This is a genomic window from Nocardia elegans NBRC 108235 (genome assembly GCF_001612845.1).
GTDB classification, from domain to species: domain Bacteria; phylum Actinomycetota; class Actinomycetes; order Mycobacteriales; family Mycobacteriaceae; genus Nocardia; species Nocardia nova.
The window spans coordinates 77,127-101,878 of record NZ_BDBF01000012.1 but is presented as its reverse complement, the minus strand read 5'-3'; the positions used below and the strand labels follow the sequence as shown (position 1 = coordinate 101,878).

The 24,752-nt window shown below is 67.0% G+C and carries 1 protein-coding gene; it reads left to right on the top strand.

Annotation, left to right across the window (positions count from 1 at the left end; genetic code table 11):
* The first annotated feature begins 276 nt into the window (after positions 1-276).
* Positions 277-24,744, top strand: coding sequence for a non-ribosomal peptide synthetase (locus NE2_RS10390; protein WP_063025733.1), 24,468 nt, complete (start codon positions 277-279; stop codon positions 24,742-24,744).
* Positions 24,745-24,752: the final 8 nt, after the last annotated feature.

Genomic DNA, 24,752 nt, shown 5'->3' with positions numbered 1-24,752 from the left:
GGGTGGGGATCCCGAAGGGGCAGAAGGGCCGTGTGAGTCGGATTCCGCGGCCGAGCGTCTCGATCCAGCATGCGTACCACTGCTGTCTGCAGAGAATTCGCCCGTTTCGGGGGCGGGTGCATCGAGCTGAGCCGTGCACCGCAGTCGGTCGGCGTATTCGAATGCAGTCGTAGTTCGGGTTCGATCTCGAATAGGCATGAATACACATTTCGGATAGTGGTACGGCGTGGTTCCGTTGTGCCGCAATGCCCGCGAGTCTGAGCGAGGGATTACACGATGAATCTGAAGTCAACCGGAACCGCCGACGACGAACTGGATCTGATTCCGCTCTCGAGGGCGCAGCACGGTATGTGGTTCGCGGACAGCATGCCGGGCGGACCGGCCGTCAACATCGCGCAGTACGTCGATCTCGAAGGCCCGATAGATGCCGACGTGTTCGCTCTGGCGGTCAACCGCGCCGCGCTCGAGATCGAGTCTCCGGTGGTGCGGGTGGTCGAATCCGATGGTCGCCCATACCAATTCGTCGACCGCAGCATCGTCTACGACGAGCCCGTACTGGATTTCAGTGCCGAGGACGATCCGTTCGAAGCGGCGATGGAGTGGATGCGCCGCGACTACAACACCAAGGTCGCCGACCTGAGCCGTGATCGGCTGGCGGTGACACGGCTCATCCGGATCTCCGAGGACCGGCACCTGTGGTATGCGCGTGCTCATCATCTGGTGATCGACGGTTACGGTGCGTTCAATCTCATCACCCGAGTAGCCGAACATTACAACGCAATACTCGAGAACAGGCCGCCCAAGAAGTTGGTGGCAGCCAAGTTGCGGGAGATCATCGAGACGGAGCAGACCTACCGCGCCAGCTCTCGGTTCGAGACGGACAAGTCGTATTGGCTCGACAAGGTCGCGGATCTTCCGACGCCGGCAAGCCTGTCGGGCCGCACCGCACGCTGGAGCAAGGACGACCGCGTAGTCGGCCGGCAGCTCCCCTCGCAGTTGTCCGACCGGCTCGACCGTTTCGCCGACGATCTGAAAGCCTCCGCCGCCCAAGTGGTGATCGCCGCATTCGCGGCGTTCCTCGCCCGCATGACACGGACCGACGATGTGGTGCTGTCGATGCCGGTGAGCGGGCGCGTGACGATGAAACTGCGCAATGCCGCCGCCATGTTGGCGAACATGGTGCCGATCCGATTCAGTGTGAACGCGACAACTACCGTCGAGGAGCTGGTCGGCGCCTCGGTGTCCGAACTCGTCTCGGCGATGCGGCATCAGCTCTACCGATTCGAGGACCTGCGCCGAGACTCGAATGCGCTGGACGCGGCGGCGAGTTCGTTCGGGCCGATCGTCAATGTTCTCTTCTTCGACTCCGAGATTCGCCTCGGGTCAGCGGAGGGCCGCTACCGTGCCTTGACGTCCGGGGTGCTCGACGACCTGCAGCTGAACCTGTATCGGCCCGGCGCCGAGGCGCCGCTGCTGATCGAATTGCACGGCAACGCGAACCTGTACGACCAGGATGAACTCGAACTGCATGCGCACCGATTCATCGCATTCCTGCACCGGATGATCGAGTCGCCGGCGGGCACCGCCATTATCGACGTCCCGCTCGTCGACCCCGGCGAGAAGCTGCGAATCGTAGAGGAACTCGCCGGCCGCCACGGAGAATCGCCCGGCGAGACTCTGGTGGACCTCCTGGCCCGGCAGGCTGCCGCCAGTCCGTCCGCGGTGGCTGTCAGTTACGGCGCGACAGCGCTCACCTACCGCGAACTGGACGAGTCGTCCACACGGTTCGCGCGCAGGCTCATCGCCCTCGGCGCAGGGCCGGAGACTCTCGTGGCCATCGCCATGCCGCGGAATGTCGATCTGATCGTCGTCGTCCTGGCCGTACTGAAGTCGGGCGCCGGATACCTGCCGTTGGACGTAGCTCACCCGACCGAGCGGCTCGAATACGTGTTGAACGACGCCGACCCGATCGTCATCGTGACGAATCAGGGTATGCGCGAGCATATTCCGGGTGACCCCGGACGCGTGGTTCTCTTCGACGACGATACCTGTGTAGAACCCGGCGACCGCTCGGCTCCGATCAGCGATGCCGAGCGCACCGGCGCACTGCGTTCCGACCACGTCGCCTACGTCATCTACACATCCGGATCGACCGGCCGGCCGAAGGGAGTCTCGATATCCCATCGCGCCGTCTCCACCTACCTTATGAATACGTGTGCCGAGATCGGAGTGGGCGCCGAGGACGTCTGGACGTTCTTCCACTCGTTCGCGTTCGACTACTCGGTGTGGGAAATATTCGGCGCCCTGGTCACCGGAGGCCGAGTCGTCATCGTCGACAGCCTGACCACGCGTTCGCCCGACGATGTCGTGCGGCTCGCGGTCCGTGAGAAGGTGACCGTTTTCAACCAGACGCCTTCGGCGTTCCTCCAGTTCGCAGCCGCCCGGCAGCGCTACGCCACCGCAGGGGAGCCGGACGGTGCGCTATCGCTTCGATTGGTCATCCTCTCGGGCGAGGCGCTGGATCCGGCGGGTTTGGCCGACTGGTACGAGCACAACCCGAACTCGCCTGTGCTGGCCAACAGTTACGGGATCACCGAAACCACGGTCTTCGTCACCTACCTCGGGCTCACACGCGACATCGCCGCGCCGGGCGCGCCGAGCGCGATCGGGCCGGCGTTGCCGGGTCTGCGAACATTCGTCCTGGACGAACGCCTTCGCCCGGTCCCGCTCGGCGCGTGGGGCGAGATCTACGTCGCGGGCGCTCAACTCGCGCGCGGTTACCTGAACCGCCCTGCGTTGACCGCCGGACGCTTCGTCGCGAATCCGTTCGGGAAGCCGGGCGAGCGCCTGTACCGCAGCGGTGACGTGGCACGACGAAACCACAACGGCGAGTTGGAATATCGTGGCCGAGCCGACCAGCAGGTGCAACTGCGCGGGTTCCGGATCGAGCTGGACGAAATTCGTAACTCACTGTTGAGTCACAGTGCGGTGTCGGCGGCCGTCGTCGTCGTACACCGCCCGGGCACGGAGGCGGCCCGGCTGGTCGCCTATGTCGTGCCGGCCGACGATGCCATCTGCGAAACCGAATCCCTTCGCGCACATGTCGGTGCGCGGCTGCCGGAATACATGGTCCCCGCGGGCATCGTCGTATTGGCGGCTTTGCCGCTCACGGTCAACGGCAAGGTGGACCACCGTGCGCTGCCGGATCCGGTATTCGATTCGGCCGCAGCGTACGTCGCGCCGCGCACCGCTGTCGAAGAGTCGATCGCAGACGTCTTCGCCGAGGTTCTCGACCTGGAGCGGGTTGGCGTGTCGGACAGTTTCTTCGAACTCGGCGGCAATTCGCTCACCGCGACCAGCGCGGCCGTGCGCATCGCTGAGGTGACCCGACGCGATGTGTCGGTCCGCGACCTGTTCGGTAAACCGACGGTCGCCGAACTCGCCGCGCATATCGAGGCCGGCCACCACGCTCGCCGGCCGGTGCTGAGCCCGGCGCGGCGGTCCGGGCCGGTTCCGCTGGCACCCGCGCAGAACAGAATGTGGCTGGTCAACCAAGCCGATCCGGCTTCTGCCGCATACAACATTCCGTTGGTGATGCAGCTGACCGGACGTCTCGACACCGCGGCACTGCGTGCCTCCCTGACCGACGTGATCGACCGGCACGAGTCACTGCGCACTTTCTACCCGGCCGTGGACGGTACCGGGACACAGGTCGTTCTGCCGGCCGAGGAAGTCGTCGCGGAACTCGATCTGACGCCGAAGCCCACCGACCCCGACGAGATCGAGAACCGGATTCGAGAGCTGGCCTCGGCCGGGACCGATGTGCGGCTCGGTCCGCCGATCAGGGGCGCGCTGCTTGCGACCGGCGACCGGCGGTGCCACGTCCTTGTTCTTGTGCTGCACCATATTTGCTGCGACGGCTCATCTCTGCGACCGCTCGCCGCCGATGTGGCAGCCGCGTACAGCGCGAGGTCGGAGGAGAAGACTCCGGACTGGCAGCCGTTGACGGTGCAGTACGCCGATTACAGCGTCTGGCACCGGGAACTGCTCGGCGACGAGAACGATCCGAACTCGGTGGCGGCGCAGCAATTGGGTTACTGGACACAGCGACTGGCGGGCATGCCGCCGGTGCTGGAACTCCCCGCCGATCGCCCGCGCCCCAGCCGCCGATCCCTGCGCGGCGACGTCGCGCACACGGTGATCCCGGCTCAGACCTTCGGCGAGATCGAGCGGTTGGCGCGCACCGCGAATGTCACGACCTTCATGGTCGTTCATGCCGCACTGGCCGTGCTGCTCGCCCGACTGTCCGGTTCCTCGGACATCACCATCGGAACACCGGTCGCGGGCCGAGGTGAACGCGCGCTCGAGCAGCTCATCGGAATGTTCGTCAATACGGTGCCGCTGCGCACCGAGGTGCGCGACGACGAATCACTCACCGCATTCCTGGCGCGCGTCAAAGATATCGACGTCGACGCCTTCGCCTACCGGGATCTGCCGTTCGAACGCATCGTGGAGAAGCTCGATCCGGCACATTCGTCGGCGTATGCCCCGTTATGTCAGGTCTATCTGGCCTTCGAGAACATGGACCGGCCGAGACTGGAGCTTCCTGAACTCACCGTCGAGATCCTGGATCCGGGGCCCCAGCCGGCAAAGGTGGACCTCATCGTCACGGTGGCCGAGAACTCGGCTGCGGGCGGCGACGTCGCACTGCGAATCAATTACGCGACAGACCTGTTCGACCGGGGCACGATCGAGGAGCTCGCCGCGCGGCTGAACCGTATTCTCGAGGCCTTCGTATCGAACCCGGGGGCGCAGGTCGGTGACGTGGAGTTGTTGTCGGGGCTCGAGCGGATGCAGCTGGTGCCCGCGTCGGGTGGCGCCGGCGTAGAACCGTCGGTGCTGGCGAACTTGCTGGGCGGAGATCCCGATGCGCCTGCGATTGTGTCCGGTGCGTACTCGGTGTCCTACGGCCGATTGGACGAGTGGTCGAATCGTCTTGCGCGAGTGTTGATCCAGGAGGGCGTGGGCCCGGGCGAGCACGTCGCGTTGATGATGGCTCGGTCGGTGGAATTCGTGGTCGGACTGTGGGCGACGACCAAGGCGGGTGCCGCGTTCGTTCCGGTCGATCCTCGCAACCCGGCAGAACGTGTTGCACATATGATCGCGGACTCCGGCGTGCGGATCGCGATCACCATCGACAATTCGCGCAACCTGCTCCCGACCGCGGTTCGAGCGCTGGTTCTCGACGATCCGGACACGCAGGCGTCGCTCGCGACACGATCGGCCGCCACCGTCACGGACGCGGACCGGATACGCCCCTGCCGAGCCGCGGATACGGCATACGTGATCTACACCTCGGGATCGACAGGCACACCGAAGGGCGTGGCGGTCACCCACGCGGGCCTGGCGAACTTCGCGGCCGAACAGCGTGAGCGCTACCGGGCCGATTCGAGATCGCGCGTGCTGCAGGTGGCCGCGCCCGGTTTCGACGCGGTGATGCTGGAGCTGTTGATGGCGCACACCAACGGCGCCCTGCTGGTGATCTCGCCCCCGGATGTGTTCGCCGGCCGTGAGCTGGCGGAACTGATTCGGACACACCAGGTTTCCCACGCGTTCCTGACACCGAGCGTGCTGGCGACGATGTCGCCCGCCGGACTGGATTCGCTGCAGGTGCTGGTGGCCGGTGGAGAGGCCGTGTCCTCGGAAACCGTGGCGGTATGGGCGCCGGGACGACAGCTGTTCAACGGGTACGGACCGACCGAGACCACGATCATGGTCGCGATCAGTGATCCGTTGTGTGTCGGAGACCTCGTGACGATCGGTGGTCCGATCCGTGGAGTAGAGGCTGTGGTGCTGGACGCGTCATTGCGGCCGGTGCCGGTCGGGGTGACCGGAGAGTTGTACGTCGCCGGCATCCAGCTGGCTCGCGGATATCTCAATCGGCCCGCCCGGACGGCCGCGTCGTTCGTCGCGAATCCGTTCGGTGCGCCGGGCACACGCATGTACCGCGTCGGCGATCTCGCCCGCTGGACACCGGAGCACACGCTGGAATATGTCGGGCGCACCGATTTCCAGGTCAAGATCCGCGGCCAGCGGATCGAACTCGGTGAAATCGAATCCGTTCTGTCCGGACATCCCCACGTCGCGGCAGCAGTCGCCGTAGGAGTCGCGACCGACGGCGGCACTCGACTGGCCGGCTACGTGGTTCCCGCCGGAGCCGATATCGACACAGCGGAACTGTTGAACCATGTCGCGCAGCGCTTGCCCTCCCACATGGTGCCCGAGACGGTGATGGTGCTCGACACGCTGCCGCTGTCGTCGGTGGGCAAAGTCGATCGAGCGGCACTGCCGGAACCGGTCTTCGCCGCGACGACCACCGAGTTCGTCGCACCTCGCAACGCGGCCGAGCAGAGCGTCGCGGATGTCTTCGCGGAAGTTCTGGGCATCGAGCAAGTCGGTGTCTTGGACAGCTTCTTCGATCTCGGCGGCAATTCGCTGTCGGCTACCCGTGCCGCGGCCCGCTTGAGCAGCGCGTTCGGCGTCGACGTACCCCTGCGCGCCCTGTTCGAGGCGGACACCGTCATGGCGTTGGCGGAGCGCCTCCGCACCGCCGACGCGGGCGGACGAGCACCGCTCGAGCCACAGCAGCGTCCGGACCGAATCCCACTGTCACCCGCCCAGACCCGCATGTGGTTCCTCAACCGATTCGACACCGGCTCTGCGGTATACAACGTTCCGCTGGTCGTGCGCATGTCGGGAGCCCTGGACGTGAGCGCCATGCACGCCGCGATCGCGGATGTGCTCGACCGGCACGAGTCCCTTCGTACCGTCTACCCGGACAGCGAAAGCGGCCCGCACCAGGTGATCGTCCCGGTGGATGCCGTTCTGCCGACGCTGGCCCCGGTGCCCGTCGCGGCGGATGAAGTTGAGGCACGGATCGCCGCCGAAGTCGCGGCCGGGTTCGACGTCACCTCCGCCGTGCCATGCCGAATCACGCTGCTGCGCACTGCGACCGACGAGCACACCTTGGTTCTCGTGGTTCATCACATCAGTATCGACGGTTCATCGCTCGCCCCCCTCGCCGCCGACTTGACGACCGCCTACCGAGCTCGCACTCGGCAGCAGGCTCCGCAATGGGCGCCGTTGCCCGTGCAGTACGCGGATTACGCCTTGTGGCAACGTCAGCTGCTGGGTACCGAAGACAACCCACACAGTGCCACCGTGGCCCAGATCGCGTACTGGCAGGCAACTCTCGCCGATCTGCCCGAGGTGCTCGACCTGCCCACCGACCGTCCGCGACCGGTACAGCAATCGTTCCGCGGGGCGACGGTGTCGACGACTGTGCCGGCCGACCTGCATCGCGACCTGGCCGGGCTGGCCCGCCGCCACGACACCACGGTGTTCATGGTGACGCACGCCGCGTTCGCGGCGCTGCTGGCGCGACTGTCGGGAAGCGATGACATCGCAGTGGGTACGCCCATCGCAGGTCGTGGAGAGCCGGGACTCGACGGTCTGATCGGTATGTTCGTCAACACACTGGTGCTGCGGACGCGCATCGAGCCCGATGCGTCCTTCACCCGGATTCTGGAACAGGTCCGGGCCACCGATCTGGCCGCCTTCGAGAATGCCGATATCCCGTTCGAACGCCTCGTGGAGGTGCTGAACCCGCAGCGCACAACGGCCCACGCTCCGTTGACCCAGATCGGATTCTCGTTCCAGAACATCGACATCCCCACGGTGACGTTCGACGGCCTGACGGTTTCAGCTCACATGCCCGACCCGAGCGTGGCCAAATACGACCTGCATCTGAACCTCGTCGACACTCTCGGACCCGCTGGCGAACCGGGCGAGATGACAGTCGAGTTCGGGTACGCCACAGACCTGTTCGACGAGACGACGATCGCCACGATGTTCGAGCGCTACCTGTCGCTCCTGCGCGCGGTCGTCGCCGATCCTGCCCGGGCCGTCGGCGACATCGATCTGCTGTCGGCACACGAGGCACGCGTACTCACCGCACGCTCGACGGGGGAGACCATCCGCCGTACGAGCTCGACGATTGCGCAGATGTTCGCGGCGCAGGCGGCGGCGACGCCGGCGCACACGGCGGTTCTGGCCGCCGAGACCGGGGATCGACTCACCTACGGTGAGTTCGCTGCGCGAGTGAATTCACTCGCCCGCGCGCTGATCGCACGCGGGATCGGCCCGGAAACCGTTGTGGCGGTGGCGATGCGGCGCTCCGTCGAGATGCTGACCACCCTGTATGCGATCCACGCGGCCGGCGCGGCCTACTTGCCCCTGGATCCGGATCATCCGATCGACCGCCTGCGGGCCGTGCTCACCGCCGCACGGCCGAGCGCGGTCCTCACCCGTCGCGCCGACACGGTGACTCTGCCCGACGACGTTGCGGTGTGGACGCTCGACGAGCTCGAGACCGCCCACATTCACGGCGCGCCGGTGACCGACGCCGACCGGATTCGGCCGTTGCGTGCGGACGATCTGGCCTATGTCATCTACACATCCGGGTCGACGGGTGTGCCGAAGGGGGTCGCCATTCCGCACGCCGCGGTCGTGAACCAACTGCGGTGGATGCGCGATCACTACCGGCTGGGCGGCGACGACGTCATGCTGCTGCGGACGCCCTTCACGTTCGATCTGTCGATCTGGGAGCTCTTCTCGGCGTTGACGTGCGGCGCGTCGCTGGTTGTCGCGGGTCCCGACGCGCACGCCGACCCCGCTGCCGTGGCCCGGGTGATGGCGGAGCACCGGGTGACGACCGTGGACTTCGTCCCCTCGTTGCTCTCGGCCTTCGTCGACGTGGCCACTCCCGGCGCGTTCCCCGACCTGCGCCGTGTGCTGTGCATCGGCGAGGCGCTCCCGGCCGACACCGTCCGCCGATTCCGCGATCTCAGCGACGCGCGCATCGACAACCTGTACGGGCCGACCGAGGCCGCGGTGAGCGTGACCGCCCACCGGATCGAGGATTTCGATGCCGTCGCGGTGCCGATCGGAGCTCCCGAAGCCAACGTGGTCGTCCACGTGCTGGATTCGCGGCTGCGTCCGGTTCCCCCCGGGGTGACCGGCGAGTTGTACCTGGGCGGAATCCAATTGGCGCGTGGCTATCACCGGCGGCCGGGTCCGACGGCGGCGACATTCGTCGCCGATCCTTTCGCCGGTGCCGCCGGCGGTCGCCTGTATCGCACCGGCGACCTGGTCCGCTGGGACGAGGGCGGAGATATCCGGTACGTCGGTCGCGGGGACTCTCAGGTCAAGATTCGCGGGCTGCGGATCGAACTCGGTGACGTCGAAGCGGCGTTGCTCGCCCACGAGCAGGTGCACGGGGCCGTCGCGCAGGTACGCGCCGACGGCGGCGAGCAGCGGTTGGTCGCCTACGTGGTGGCCGAACCCGCGCTCGACGTCAGGCAGGTGCGAAGTTTCCTGCTGCAGCGATTGCCCGCCTACATGGTGCCGGCGCCGGTGGTACGGGTCGACTCGATCCCGCTCACGGCGAATGGCAAGGTCGATTTCAGGGCGTTGCCGGTACCGGAAGCGGGCACCCATCCGTCCGAGTACCGGGAGCCGAAAGGTCTTGTCCAACAGGCCATCGCCGGGGTCTTCGGCGAGCTTCTCGAGCTGCCGGTGGTCGGCGCCGACGACAGCTTCTTCGACCTGGGCGGCAATTCGCTGCTCGCGACGCGCGCATTGAGCCGCATCGGCCATATTCTCGACGTATCCATACCGGTGCACGTGATCTTCGCGGCATCGACTGTGGCCGACCTCGCCGAGCGTATCGGGCATTTGCGTGCGGTACCGGGCCTTCCTGCGCCGACCCGGCGCTCCCGGCCGGATCGCCTTCCGCTGTCGCAAGCGCAGAATCGGATGTGGTTGCTCAACCAATTCGATCCCGAATCGGCGGGATACGTTGTGCCGCTGGCGATTCGGCTCGAAGGCGTCCTCGATATCGATGCGCTGGCAGCGGCCGTGGGCGACGTCATCGAGCGGCACGAGAGCTTGCGTACGGTATACCCGGCAGTCGACGGTACTGCGGCTCAAGTTGTGCTGGATGCGGCCGACGTGCTCGCCACGTGCGATCTCACGCCTCAGCCGATCGGCGAGCGCGAGCTGGCGCAGCGGCTGACCGAATTCTCGAGCATCGGATTCGATGTTTCACAGCGAGTGCCGTTGCGCGTCGCGCTGTTTCAGCTGTCGGACACCACCTGGACGATCGCGATGGCTGTCCATCACATCAGTTGCGACGGCTATTCGGTGGCGCCCCTGGCCACCGATATCGTCACCGCCTACCGGGCGCGGTCCAGTGGCACCGCGCCGGAATGGGCGCCGTTGCCCCTCCAATTCGCCGATTACGCGCTGTGGCAGCGCGAGGTGCTCGGCTCGGTGGACGATCCGGACTCCTACGTCGCCCGCGACATCGCCTACTGGCGAACTCGATTGGCGGGTATCCCCGAGCTGCTGGAGCTGCCCACCGATCGGCCGCGGCCGATCGAGCAGACTCAACGCGGAGCGGTGACCCACGTCGCGATCTCCGCTGAACTGCACGGGCGGGTGGAGTCGCTGGCGCGCAGAGCCGGGGCCACGACGTTCATGGTGGTGCACACCGCGCTGGCCATCGTGCTGTCGAAACTGTCCGGCAGCGACGACGTCACCATCGGTGTGCCCCACGCCGGCCGCGGCGACCGGTCGTTGGACGATCTGGTCGGGATGTTCGTCAATACGTTGGTCATGCGCACCCGCATCACGCCCGATCAGACATTCATGAGCCTGCTCCACGATGTGCGGCGCACCGATATCGAGGCATACGACCATGCCGATGTTCCGTTCGAGCAGCTCGTCGATGCGCTGAATCCGCCACGATCGACGGCGCACACCCCGTTGTTCCAGGTGATGCTCGCTTACCAGAACATGGCGCGGGCACGGGTCGAGCTTCCCGGTCTCACTGCCGAGAGCGTCGACCCCGGCGACAGCGCCGCGATCTACGACTTGCTGCTCATGATGACCGAGGAACACGGCACACACAACGAGCCGGCCGGCATGCGATTGCGCATGACATACGCCACAGATCTTTTCGACGAAGACTCCGTGCGACGCTTCGCCGAGCAGTTCGTGCACGTTCTCGATGTCGCGGCATCCGATGCCGGCACGGCCGTCGATCGGATCGATCTGCTCGGTTCCGACGACCGGAAGCTACTGGAACGGTGGAACGACACCGGCGGCGCCGTCGTGACGGGCCGAACCCTTGTCGATGCCTTCGACGAACAGGTAGCGCGCACGCCCGACGCTCCGGCGATCGTCGGCCCGGACGGTGACGTGTTGACCTACCGGGATTTCGACGCCCGCGTCAATCGTCTGGCCGGATGGCTCATCGCCCGTGGCGCGGAGCCCGAAACCGTTGTGGCAGTGGCCGTGCGCCGCTCCGCCGATCTCATGACGGCTCTGTACGCCGTGGTGAAGTCCGGCGCCGCGTTCCTTCCGATCGATCCGGATCATCCGAGTGCGCGTCTCGCGCGTGTGCTGGACGCGGCACAGCCGCTGGTGGTGCTCACCACCACGTCCGACGGCGCCGAACTGCCGGATGAATTCGACTCCGTGCGGATCGATCGACTGGACCTGACGGGTATGCCCGACAGCCCGATCACCGACGCCCAGCGGCGCGCGCCGCTCGAGGCGGGACACTGTGCCTACGTCTTGTTCACCTCCGGCTCCACCGGTGTACCGAAGGGAGTCGCCCTCACTCACGCAGCGACTGTGAGTCAGCTGGCGTGGGCACAGCAGCAGTGGCCGCACAGCACGGCGGACGTGGTGCTGCACAAAACTCCGATCACGTTCGATATCGCGGTCTGGGAATTGTTCTGGCCGTTGCAGACCGGCGCGCGGATCGTGATCGCCGCGCCGGACGGACACCGCGATCCGGCGTACATCGCCGATGTCATCGCGCGCCATCAGGTCGGCACGGTGCACTTCGTCCCGTCGATGCTCGACGTGCTTCTCGAATCCACGAGCTCCCCGCAGATGTCGTCCGTGCGGCGGGTATTCGTCGCGGGAGAGGCGCTGGCACAGCGCACAGTCGACGCCGCGGCGCAGGTGTTCGTGAACGCGGATCTGGTGAACTGGTACGGCCCCGCAGAGGCAGAGGTCGTCACCTCCCGGCGGTGCCTGCCCGGCGTGACGCCCCGCGCGACGGTTCCGATCGGTACACCCGTCGCCGGTATGCGGGTTCATGTGCTCGATGCGCGGCTGCGGCAGGTGCCCATCGGGGTGGTCGGCGATCTGTACGTCTCGGGTGTACAGCTGGCGCGGGGTTATCACGCTCGTTCCGCTCTTACGTGCGCGGCCTTCGTCGCGAACCCGTTCGGTGACCCGGGGGAGCGGCTGTACCGCACCGGCGATCTGGTCCGGTGGACGAAGGCCGGCGAGCTGGAATTCCTGGGCCGCAGCGACTTCCAGGTGAAGGTCCGCGGACAGAGGGTCGAACCCGGCGACATCGAAGCCGCGCTGTCCGCACTGCCGGAGGTGGCTCGTGCGGTTGTTGTCGCCACCTCGGATCGGATCGTCGGATACGTGACGCCGGCACCGGGCGCGACAACCAACGGTCGCGCGATTCGCGACCAGCTCACTCGCTCGCTGCCGCCGTACCTGGTTCCGGCCGCGGTGGAAGTGCTCGACTCGATGCCGCTCACCGCGAACGGCAAGCTCGATCGAGCCGCGTTGCCGCAGCCGACGTTCGACGATGGCGAGGAATTCGTGCCACCTCGAACCGATCGCGAAACGGTACTCGCGAATATCGTCGCGCAGGTCACGGGAGCCGATCGCGTGAGCGTGACGGCGAACTTGTTCGAGATCGGTGTCAACTCGCTCTCGGCCGCGCGGATAGCGGCGCGGGCCCAGGCAGCCCTCGGTGTCGAGGCCGGCATCCGTGACATCTTCGACGAGCCGACGATCGCACGACTCGCCGAGCACCTCGCCCGGCGCACCGACTCCACGACGATTCCCCTCGCACCGCGGACACGGCCGGCGACCGTGCCGCTGGCGGCGGCCCAGCGACGGATGTGGTTCCTCAATCAGTTCGACACCGTGTCGGCGGCGTACAACATCTGTTTCGCGGCGCGGTTGACCGGTGCCCTGGACGTCGCTGCGCTGCAGGCGGCGCTGCTCGACGTGGTGGCCCGGCACGAGCCGCTGCGGACGACATATCCCGCCGTCGACGGCGAGCCGTGCCAAGTGGTGCACGACGTGTCCGCCATGGCGGCGGAACTGGCGCTTGTTCCCGAAACGGTCGCCGGCGAGCTCGAGCTGACCGACCGGATCCGCCAGGCCTCCGGCGCGGGTTTCGACATCGCGCATTCGGCGCCCGTGCGTGCACGGCTGTACCGCATCGGCGCCGAAGAGCACGTGATCGTGCTCGTGGCTCATCACATCGCCGCCGACGGCTCCTCGATGGCGCCGCTGGCCGGCGACATCTTCGCCGCCTACGAAGCACGTGTGAACGGGCTTGTGCCGCAATGGGAACCGCTGAAAGTGCAGTACGCCGACTATGCGCTGTGGCAGCGCGACATGCTGGGTGCCGAGGACGATCCGGCGTCGCTGTCGGCGCGGCAGATCGCCTACTGGAGCGATGTTCTCGATGACGCCCCGGAAATGCTCGACCTTCCGACCGATCGGCCCCGGCCGGCCACTGTCTCGACGGCCGGCGGCAGCATCGACGTCGCGGTGCCGCCGCGGCTGCACGACGCTGTGGTGCGGCTGGCACACCGCGAAGGCGTCACCGTGTTCGTCGTGCTCCATGCGGCGCTGGCGATCCTGCTGGCTCGCACCGCCCACAGCGAAGACATTTGTGTCGGCACCCCGGTTGCCGGGCGCGGCGACCAGGCGCTGGACGATCTGGTCGGCATGTTCGTCAACACCGTCGTGTTGCGCACGCGGGTACGTGAGGACCGGTCGTTCCGCGAATTTCTGTCGGAGGTGCGCCACACCGATGTGGAGGCGCTCGCGCACGCCGACGTGCCCTATGAACGACTGGTCGACGCCCTGGAGCGCCCCCGGTCGACCGCGTATACACCGTTGTTCCAGGTGATGTTCGGGCTGCAGAACATGCGCCCGGCCCGGTTCGAGTTGTCCGGTGTCGAGGTCGAACTCCTCGATCCCGGCGTGGCACAGGCCAAAACCGACCTCACCGTGCTGGCGACCGAACGCGTCGAGGATGAGCGTCCCGCCGGTATCGACGTCGAGATCGTCTACGCCACAGATCTTTTCGTGGAGTCGACCGTGGCATCGTTCGCGGAGCGGTTCGTTCGCGTACTCGACGCGGTCACGGCCGATCCGACCCGGCCGGTGGGCGACATCGGATTGCTGAGTGCCGAGGAGGCGCAACGCCTGCTTCCCGCACGTGGCGCCGGCACGACCTCGCCGTGCCTGCTTCCCGTGCTGCTCGCGTCGGCCGCGGTCGCGAACCCCTTCGCGATCGCGCTGATCGGAGACGGCGAGACCCTCACTTACGGGGAGCTCGACCGTCGGTCGAACCGGCTCGCCGCTCATCTGCTGGCCCAGGACGTCGGACCGGGTGTATTCGTCGCGCTCGCCGTGCCACGGTCGGTCGACTATCACATCGCCATGTGGGCGATCGCGAAGACCGGCGCCGCGTTCGTGCCGGTGGATCTGCGGTATCCCGCCGAGCGCATCGGGCATATGGTCAACGATTCCGGTGTCGAGATCGGGATCACGATCGAGGCAGCACGCACGTCATTGCCGGACGGTGTCCGCTGGCTGATGCTCGATGACCCGCGTTCGGCCGCCGATATCGCCTCGTGTCCACAGCGCGCCGTCATGGACGCGGATCGCCCGCGGGCCTTGCAGATTCGAGACGCGGCATATGTGGTCTACACCTCCGGGTCGACGGGAAAGCCGAAGGGCGTTGTCGTCACACACGAAGGACTGGCGGGCTTCGCGGCCGAGCAGCGCGATCGGTACCGGGTGGACAGCACCTCGCGGGTGCTGCAAGTGGCCGCGCCTGCCTTCGACGCGGTCCTGCTCGAGGCGTTGATGGCGCACGCCGCCGGTGCGGCGTTGGTCGTATCGCCACCGGAGGTGTTCGGCGGTTCGGAGCTGGCCGAGCTGATCAGGACGCACCGGGTATCGCATGCGTTCCTGACACCGAGTGTGCTGGCGACGATGTCGCCCGCCGGCCTCGATTGCGTGCGGATGCTGGCGGTCGGCGGGGAGATGGTGGCGACCGATGTGGTCGCCGCCTGGGCACCGGGCCGGCGTTTGCACAACATCTACGGGCCGACGGAAACAACGATCGTGATCACGATGAGCGATCCGGTGCAGCCCGGGGACGTGATCACCATCGGCGGGCCCATCCGGGGTGCGCAGGCCGTGGTCCTGGACGCGCGGTTGCGGCCGGTGCCGGTCGGAGTGGAAGGGGAGCTCTACCTTTCGGGCGCTCAATTGGCGCGCGGCTACCTGAATCGGTCCGTGGCGACGGCGGCTGCGTTCGTGGCGAATCCTTATGGGGAACCGGGCTCGCGGATGTACCGAACCGGTGACACGGTCCGCTGGACCGCGCGCGGTGCGCTGGAATACGTCGGCCGCATCGACTTCCAGGTCAAGATTCGCGGCCAGCGCATCGAACTCGGCGAAATCGACGCCGCGCTGCTCGCGCACCCCGAGGTGGTCTCCGCGGTGACCGTGCACCGAACCGGTCCCGGTGGGCAACCGATTCTCGCCGCCTATATCGTGACCGACCCTGCGGCGGACCTCGAATCGACTGCGGTGCTCGACCATGTCGCTGCCGCCTTGCCTGCGCACATGGTGCCGGCGGTCGTCACGGTGCTCGACCGCATGCCGCTCGCCTCGACCGGCAAGGTGGACCGGAAAGCGCTGCCGGAGCCCGTCTTCGAGTTGGAGGAAGACGATGTGCCGGCATTGGCGACCGACCTGGAACGTACTATCGCGGCTGCCTTCGCCGACGTTCTCGGCATCGCGTCGGTCGGCGCGGGAACATCGTTCTTCGCGCTCGGCGGTGACTCCATCATGTCGATCCAGCTGGCATCGCGGCTCAAGTCCGCAGGTGTCGTCGTGACCGCCCGGGACATCTTCGAGCGCAAGACCGTTCGCGGACTGGCGCAGGTTGCGGCGGCTTCCGAACGGACATCGCTCGCGGAGCTGCCCGAGGGCGGAGTGGGAGAGGTCCCCTTCACGCCGATCGTGTCGTGGTTCGTCGACCGACTCGGGGCACCGGATCGGTTCGCGCAATCGATGGTGGTGCGGTTGCCCGGTGACGTGCGAGTCGACGACGTGACCGCGACCGTGCAGGCGGTTCTTCAACGGCACGACATGCTGCGCTCGCGGTTGCGCGAACGACGGCTGGAGGTGCTACCGGAGTCCGCCGCTGACGCCGCGGGGTCGGTTCTGACCCGCACATTCCGTGCCGGCGAGGCGCCGGGCAGCGACGGTTTCACGGCCGTGGTGGAAGCGGCGCTGGCTGCCGCGTCCGACGGTCTGGATCCGGCCACGGGCCGGATGCTGCAGGTCGTGTGCCTGGTTCCCGAACCGGGTGTCGATGCCGAGGCCCGGGCCCTCATCGTGATTCACCACCTGGCGGTCGACGGGGTGTCGTGGCGCATCCTGATCCCCGACTTCGTGGCCGCCTGGCAACAGGTCACACACGGGCAACCGGTGGAGCTGCCGACGCAGGGCACGTCCATGCGCCGGTGGGCGTACGCGCTGGGTGCTGCCGCTGAGGATCGCGCCGGTGAATTCGAACTGTGGCATCGGATGAGTGCGGCCGCCGATCCGCTGCTCGGCCGTGCGGCATTGGATCCCGCAGTCGATACTCAGTCGACCGTGCGGCATCTGGCAGTGTCCATTCCGGCAGCGTGCACCTCGGTGTTGCTCGATGCGGTGCCCGGTGCCGTTCGCGGCGGCATCGACGATGCTCTGCTCGCCGCACTGGCCGTGGCGGTGACACGCTGGCGCAAGCGGCGCGGTGTCACCCACGAGGGCGTGAAAGTCTTGTTGGAGGGCCACGGACGTGAAGAGCAGATCGCTGCGGGCGCCGACGTCTCACGCACCGTGGGGTGGTTCACCAACGCGTACCCGGTTGCGCTCGACCTGAGTGGAATCGCACTCGCGGATCCGCGCGCGGCGGTCAAGTCCGTAAAGGATCAGTTGCGCGCGATCCCGGACAAGGGCATCGGATACGGTCTGTTGCGCTATTCGAACGCCGACACCGCCGACCGGCTCGCAGTCTCGCCGGAGCCACAGATCAGCTACAACAATCTCGGCCGCGCCGGCGTCGATCTCACGTCCTTGTCGGACCTGGCATGGGTGCCGACCGATGAACAGTTCGACCGGCGGGCCGCATTCGATCCGGATATGCCCGCCGCGGCCGTGCTGACGATCGACGTCAATATCGCGGACACTACGGCCGGACCCGAGCTGTCGGCACACATCGGCTACGCCTCGCGGTTGCTCGAACACGACGACGTCGCCGAACTCGTCGGCGAATGGGTCGACGCCGTGACCGCGATCGCCGAGGCGGCCTGCGCGAACCCCGATTGGGGTCTCTCCCGCGCCGACGTCCCGCTCGTCGACCTCACCCAGCCCGACCTGGACGCATTCGCCGACCGGTACGGTGCGCTGACCGACGTATGGTCGCTGGCGCCGCTGCAGGCGGGGTTGCTGTTCCACGCCGAACTCGCCACCGGCCGGCTCGACGTCTACACAGCTCAATCGGTGCTCGCCCTGGCCGGCATCGTCGATGAGAACCGGCTCGAGCGTTCTGCGAACGCCCTGCTCGAGCGGTACCCCAACCTGCGAGCCGCTTTCACCCGCACGGCCGACGGCGTGCCCGCGCAGATCGTGCCCGCCCACACCACCGCCGGCTGGCGCAGAATCGAGTTGACCACCGGCGCAGAGCAATTGGATGACCTGCTCGCAGCCGAGCGGACGGCCACATTCGAGCCGGCCGACCCACCGCTGCTGCGATTCTTGTTCATCGTCGTCGGGCCGCAGGACTTCCGGCTGGTGTTGACGGCGCATCACCTCCTGGTGGACGGTTGGTCCTTGCCGCTGTTGTGGCGTGAGCTGATCGGCCTGTATGCGGTGGACACCCGGGCGGAACTGTTGCCCGACGTCGCGTCGTACCGCGACTACCTGGACTGGCTGGACCGGCGCGAGTGGTCGACCAGTATCGCGGCGTGGCGAGATGCGCTGTCCGACATCGGTGAGCCCACACTGGTCGCCGATCCACACTCGGCGGCGACCACCGACATCCCGATCGATCTGGCGATCGTGCTCGATCACGCCGTCACGGCGGAGTTGGTGGAATTCGCCCGGGCCCGAGCGGTGACGATGGCGACGATCGTGCAGTTCGCCTGGGCGCTGGTACTCGGCAATCTGCTCGGCGTCGAACGCGTCGTATTCGGCAGCACTGTTTCCGGCCGGCCGGCCGACCTGCCGGGCGTCGAGTCGATGATCGGCCTGTTCATCAATACAATCCCGGTCGTCGCCGACGTGAGCCGGAACCTGACCGTCGAGGACGCGCTGAATCGGTTGCAGGCCGAGAACACCGGTCTCCTCGAACACCACTACGTAGAACTGTCGCAGATCATGGCGGCCGCGGGCGGCACTCAACTGTTCGACACACTGGTCGTCTTCGAGTCCTATCCGGTCGACAGCAGCGGCATGGGTGACGCCGACATCGACGGGATGCGGGTGGTCTCGGCGGAAGGCAGCGACGCCACGCACTACCCGATCACGGTGCAAGCGCATCACACCGACGAACTGCATGTCCGAGTCCGGTACCAGCGGTCGCGTATCGACGACGTCATGGCGGCCGGTCTTGCCGCACGTGTCGAGGCGGTGCTGCGCGCGGTCACGACCCATCCGCGTACACCGCTCGGCGCGATCGACCTGTTGTCCGCGCGCGAGCGTCGCGAGCTGGTACCCGCTTCGGGTGGCAGCGCCGAAGCGCCGCGCTTGACGGCGGAGCTGCTCGCAGTGGGCCCGACCACCGAACCCGCTGCCGCAGCGATGATTTCGGGCGAACGCACGGTGTCCTATCGTGAGCTGGACGCCTGGTCGAACCGGATGGCGCGACACTTGATCGGCTGGGGTGTAGGCCCTGGAGATCAGGTCGCGCTGGTGATGCCGCGGTCGGTGGAGTTCGTCGTCGCGTTGTGGGCGGTGGCCAAAGCGGGTGCGGCTTTCGTGCCGGTCGATACTCGGAATCCGGCCGAGCGAGTCGGGCACATGATCGCAGACTCCGGTGTGCGAGTGGCGATTACGGACTCGGCATCGCGGCAGTTGCTTCCCGACGCGGTGCGCGTGCTGGTTCTCGACCACCCGGACACCGCGGAAACCATCGCCTCGCACCCGGCGTCCGTCGTGACCACGGCAGAACGCACACGCACCCCCCATATCCGGGATGCGGCATACGTGATCTACACCTCGGGCTCGACGGGGACACCGAAGGGGGTCGCGGTCACCCATGAGGGACTGGCGAATTTCGCAGCGGTACAACGTGATCGCTTCGGTGCCGACAGCGGGTCGCGGGTGCTGCTCGGCGCCGCACCCGGCTTCGACGTGATGGTGCTCGAGGTGCTGCTGGCACACAGCAACGCCGCGACGCTGGTGGTGCCGCCGCCGGAGCTGTTCGCCGGCGAGGCGCTGCGGGAACTCATGGCGGCGCAGCGAGTTTCGCATGCCTTCCTGACCCCGAGTGTGCTGGCGACGATGTCGCCCACCGGACTCGACTCGTTGCGGGTGCTGGCCGCCGGCGGCGAGGCGGTCACGGCCGAGACCGTGGCGGTGTGGGCGCCCGGACGGCGGTTGCTGAACGGATACGGACCCACCGAAACCACGATCCTGGCCGCGATCGGCGAGTTGTATCCCGGTGACGTGGTGACGATCGGGGCCCCGATGCGCGGTGTCGAGGCCGTCGTGCTGGACGAGTGGTTGCGGCCGGTGCCGGTCGGGGTGGTGGGGGAGTTGTACCTGGCCGGTGTACAGCTGGCTCGTGGCTACGTGAACCGGCCCGCGGCGACCGCCGCCGCGTTCGTGGCCGATCCGTTCGCTGCGGCAGGTTCACGCATGTACCGCACCGGCGACCTGGCCCGCTGGACACCGCAGCACACGCTCGAATATCTCGGCCGCCGCGATTTCCAGGTCAAGATTCGCGGGCAGCGCATCGAACTCGGCGAGATCGAGTCCGTCCTGGCCGGCTGTCCCGGGATCGAGCGTGCGGGTGTCGCGCTGCGAAAGGACGAACGCGGCATCGGCCGGCTCGTCGGTTATCTCGTCGCCGCCGACAAGGTGGACCCGGACGATGTGCGGGCCGCCGCGCGGTTGCGGCTGCCCGCGCACATGGTGCCCGACGTGTTCGTGACGCTCGCCGAATTGCCCCTCACCACCACCGGCAAACTCGACCGCCGGGCGCTTCCCATGCCGGCATTCACGGGTATCAAGGAGTGGGTCGCCCCACGCACCGACGCCGAGCGTCGCGTCGCGGAGGTGTTCGGGGAGGTGTTGAACGTCGACCGCGTAGGGGCAGTGGACAATTTCTTCGACCTCGGTGGAGATTCGCTGTCGGCGACGCGAGTGACTGCGCGGTTGAGCGCGGCCCTCGGGGTGCGCATCGGTGTCCGGGATCTGTTCGAAGCGGCGACGGTTGCCGATCTCGCGGCTCGCACGGCGACCTACGACCGGCACGTTCGGAGGCCGCTGAGTCCGCGACCTCGGCCGGCATTCGTGCCGCTGTCACCGGCGCAGCAACGGATGTGGTTCCTCAACCAGTTCGACACCTCGGTCGGCGCGTACAACATCCCACTGGTGGTCCGGTTGCGGGGAGAACTCGATCTCGACGCACTGCGGCGCGCGTGCGGATTGGTCGTCGACCGGCACGAGTCGCTGCGGACCAAGTTCCCGGTGGCCGACGACATGCCGCACCAGGTCGCCGTCGCCGGAGACGAGGTCGTACCCGCCCTGACGCCCGTCCGGATCGATGAACCGCATCTGATGGAACGCGTGGTCGCGGCCGTATCGAGCGGTTTCGATGTGCGACAGGCGCCACCCGTGCGCATCGAACTGTTCGCTGTCGACGACCGTGACCATGTACTGGTCGTCTGTGTGCACCACATCTGTGCCGATGGGCAATCGATGATGCCGCTGGCGCGGGATGTCGCTGTGGCGTACGAGGCGACTCGGCAGGGGACGGAGCCGACATGGCCGGCCCTGTCGGTCCAGTACGCGGACTACGCGCTGTGGCAACGTGAATTGCTCGGCGATGAGAACGATCCGGACTCGGTCGCGTCCCAGCAGTTGCGGTTCTGGAAGCAGACCCTCGACGGGCTGCCCGACCTGCTCGAGTTGCCGACCGATCTGCCACGGCCGCCGGTGGCGTCGATGCGAGGCCGCGCAATCGATTTCGAGCTGCCCGTCGCATTGCACACCCGCATCGATGCCGTCGCACGCGCGTCGAACGCGACGGCCTTCATGGTGCTGCACGCCGCGTTGACCGTCCTGCTGTCCAGGCTGGCGGGGGTGGACGATATCGCGATAGGCACCCCGGTCGCCGGGCGCGGGGAGCGCGAGCTCGACGATCTGATCGGGATGTTCGTCAACACCCTCGTGTTGCGATCGCGGGTGTCGCCGAATCAACCGTTCGCCGAATTGCTGGCCGTGACGCGTGATACGGATCTTGCCGCCTTCGCGCACGCCGAGGTGCCCTTCGAGCACGTCGTGGAGATGCTGAATCCGCCCCGGTCGACCGCGCATCTGCCGCTCTACCAGGTCACGCTCGATGTGCAGAACCTCAGCAGGGCCGCACTGGAACTGCCGGGGCTCACCATCGAGCCGGTGGAGGGCGGCTTCGATCAGGCACAGGCGGACCTGGCCGTGAAGCTGGTCGAGCAGGTGGACGAGGCGGGGCGTCCCGCCGGCATGGTGGGTCGATTGACCTTCGCCACCGATCTTTTCGTCGAGGAGACGATGACTCGGTTCGCGCAGGCGTTCGTGCGGACGCTGGAGGAGGCGACCACGAATCCGGCGGTGCCGGTGGGCGATATCGACATCATCGGTCCGGTGCAGAGGCGCGAATTGCTCAGCGCGGCGGGCCAGCCGGGCGTCCCGGTCGCGGACACGACGCTGGCGGAGCTGTTCGTCGAGCGGGTCGCGGCGCAGCCGGACGCGGTCGCCGTGACCGACGGCGTCACACAGCTGACCTATGCGGAGCTCGATCGGCGTGCCGGTGAAGTGGCCGCGCGGTTGGCCGAGCAGGGGGTGGGACCGGAATCGCTGGTGGCAGTGGCGCTGCCGCGCTCTGTCGAACTGGTCGTCGGCCTGCTCGCGGTGGTGCGGGCGGGTGCCGGCTACCTGCCGTTGGATGTGGCATACCCGCCCGAACGATTGCGGTTCATACTGGACGACGCCGCTCCGGCGGCGGTGCTGATCTCGGCGGATATGGCGGCGGCGATTCCGGAATACCCCGCACCGCTGATAATTGCCGAGGATTGTGTGGGGGCGATCGCGGCCTGTCACGATGCGGCGTTGCCGAAGCCGCGGCCGGACAATCTCGCCTACGTGATCTATACGTCGGGGTCCACGGGCCGTCCCAAGGGAGTGGCGGTCAGCCATCGTGACGCGGTCACCTTGTTCACCCATGCGGCCGAGCGATTCGACATCGGTCCCGAGGATGTGTGGACGCTGTTCCATTCGTATGCCTTCGATTTCGCGGTGTGGGAAATGTGGGGTGCGCTGCTTTCCGGTGGCAGGGTGGTGGTTGTCGACTACGACACGTCCCGGTCCCCGCAGGAGATGGTCGATCTCGTGGTACGGGAGCGCGTGACGGTCCTGAGCCAGACTCCGTCGGCGTTCTACGGGTTCGCCGATGCGGAGCGCTCCTACCGCGAATCCGGTTGCGGGGCGGGTGATCTCGCCCTGCGGTACGTCGTATTCGGCGGTGAGGAATTGGATACGTCACGGTTGGCGGGCTGGTTCCTGGCTCATTCCCCGGAATCGCCGCGATTGGTCAACATGTACGGAATCACCGAGACGACTGTGCATGTGACGTCGACCGAAATCGACGGGGCGGGTCGGGCCGGAATCGGAGCACCGCTGCCGGGCTTGAAGGTGTACGTACTCGACTCCCGGTTGCAGCCGGTGCCGATCGGTGTCGCCGGGGAGATCTACGTAGCCGGTGAGCAACTCGCGCGCGGCTACCTGAGGGCTCCGGCGCTGACCGCAGGCCGATTCGTGGCGAACCCGTTCGATCCGAGTGGCGCCCGGTTGTACCGATCCGGAGATGTCGGCCGGTGGCAGAAGTCTGCGAGCGGTCTGGAGTTGACGTATGCCGGCCGTGCCGACGCACAAGTACAGCTGCGCGGTTATCGGATCGAACCGGGTGAGGTGGAGGCGGCGCTGCTGCGGCATCCGTGCGTGACACGGGCCGCCGTGGCAGTCCATCGCCACGAGCGCGGCGTGGATCAGCTGATCGGTTACGTCGTGGGCGTCGACGGGCAGCCGATCGAACCGGGCGAAGTCCGGGAGGTCGCTGCGCAGGTCCTGACCGGCTACATGGTGCCGTCGGCGGTCATGGTTCTGCCGGATCTGCCGTTGACGGTCAACGGCAAGCTCGATCGAAAGGCGTTGCCCGCCCCTGATTTCGACGTGTCCGGCGACGAATTCGTGGCACCGCGTACGCGCACGGAGAAGCTGATCAGTGACGTCTATTCGAAAGTGCTGGGAGTACAGCGGGTCGGCGTATCGGATGGGTTCTTCGATCTGGGCGGCAATTCGCTGCTGGCCACGATGGTGGTCACCGAGCTGCGGGCGCGTGGTGTAACGATCGCATTGCCGTGGATGTTCGACGACGCGACGCCGAAGGTACTGGCGCGCAGGGCCGACGAGGCGACGGGCGGTGGCTCGGGCCTGGACGTGTTGCTTCCACTGCGCGCGCACGGAACGAAACCCGCGCTGTTCGCTGTGCACCCCGCCGGCGGGCTGGCGTGGTTCTACGGTGGCCTGCTCGAACATCTCGACAGTGATCGACCGGTCTACGGATTGCAGGACCCCCACGTAGTGGCGAGCGAACCACCGGCCGAGTCGGTGGAAGAACTGGCCGACCGCTATGTGGCCGAGATTCGTCGTGTTCAGCCGAACGGGCCGTACCACCTGCTCGGTTGGTCATTGGGTGGGCAAATCGCACATGCCATGGCGGCGCGACTTCGGTGCGACGGTGAACCGGTCGGAATGCTGGCCGTACTGGACAGCGCCCTCGCCACACCGGAGGAGCCGATTGCTTCGCCCGCAGTGGTGGAAGAACCGGCGCCGGGGCAGCTGATGGCAGACCTGCTCGGCGGCTGGCGAGAGTTGTTCGGCCTCGGAGACGAAGCGCAAGCCGACACCTACGAACAAGCATGGGCCGTCATCCGCGATCAGGTGACCGGCACCGGGCTCTTCACCGCCGAACAGGTCGATCGGGTGATGGCGAGCTTCGAGACCGCGAGTCACATCGCCGATGATTACCGGCCCGACGTTTTCGACGGAGATCTGATCTTCTTCACCGCGGGAAAGGATCACTCCGACCACGATGAACTCGCGAAGCAGTGGCGTGTCTATGTCACCGGTGAGGTTTACAACAAGGTGGTCGATGCGCGTCATCTCGAGTTGAGTCATCCTCACGCACTCTCCGAGGTCGGTCCGGTGATCGAAAGGGTGATGGACGAGTGGTGACGACCCGG

What these genes read in the sequence shown, in the direction of transcription:
- NE2_RS10390 (WP_063025733.1), top strand. Translation starts at nt 277, where the DNA reads ATGAATCTGAAGTCAACCGGAACCGCCGACGACGAACTGGATCTGATT.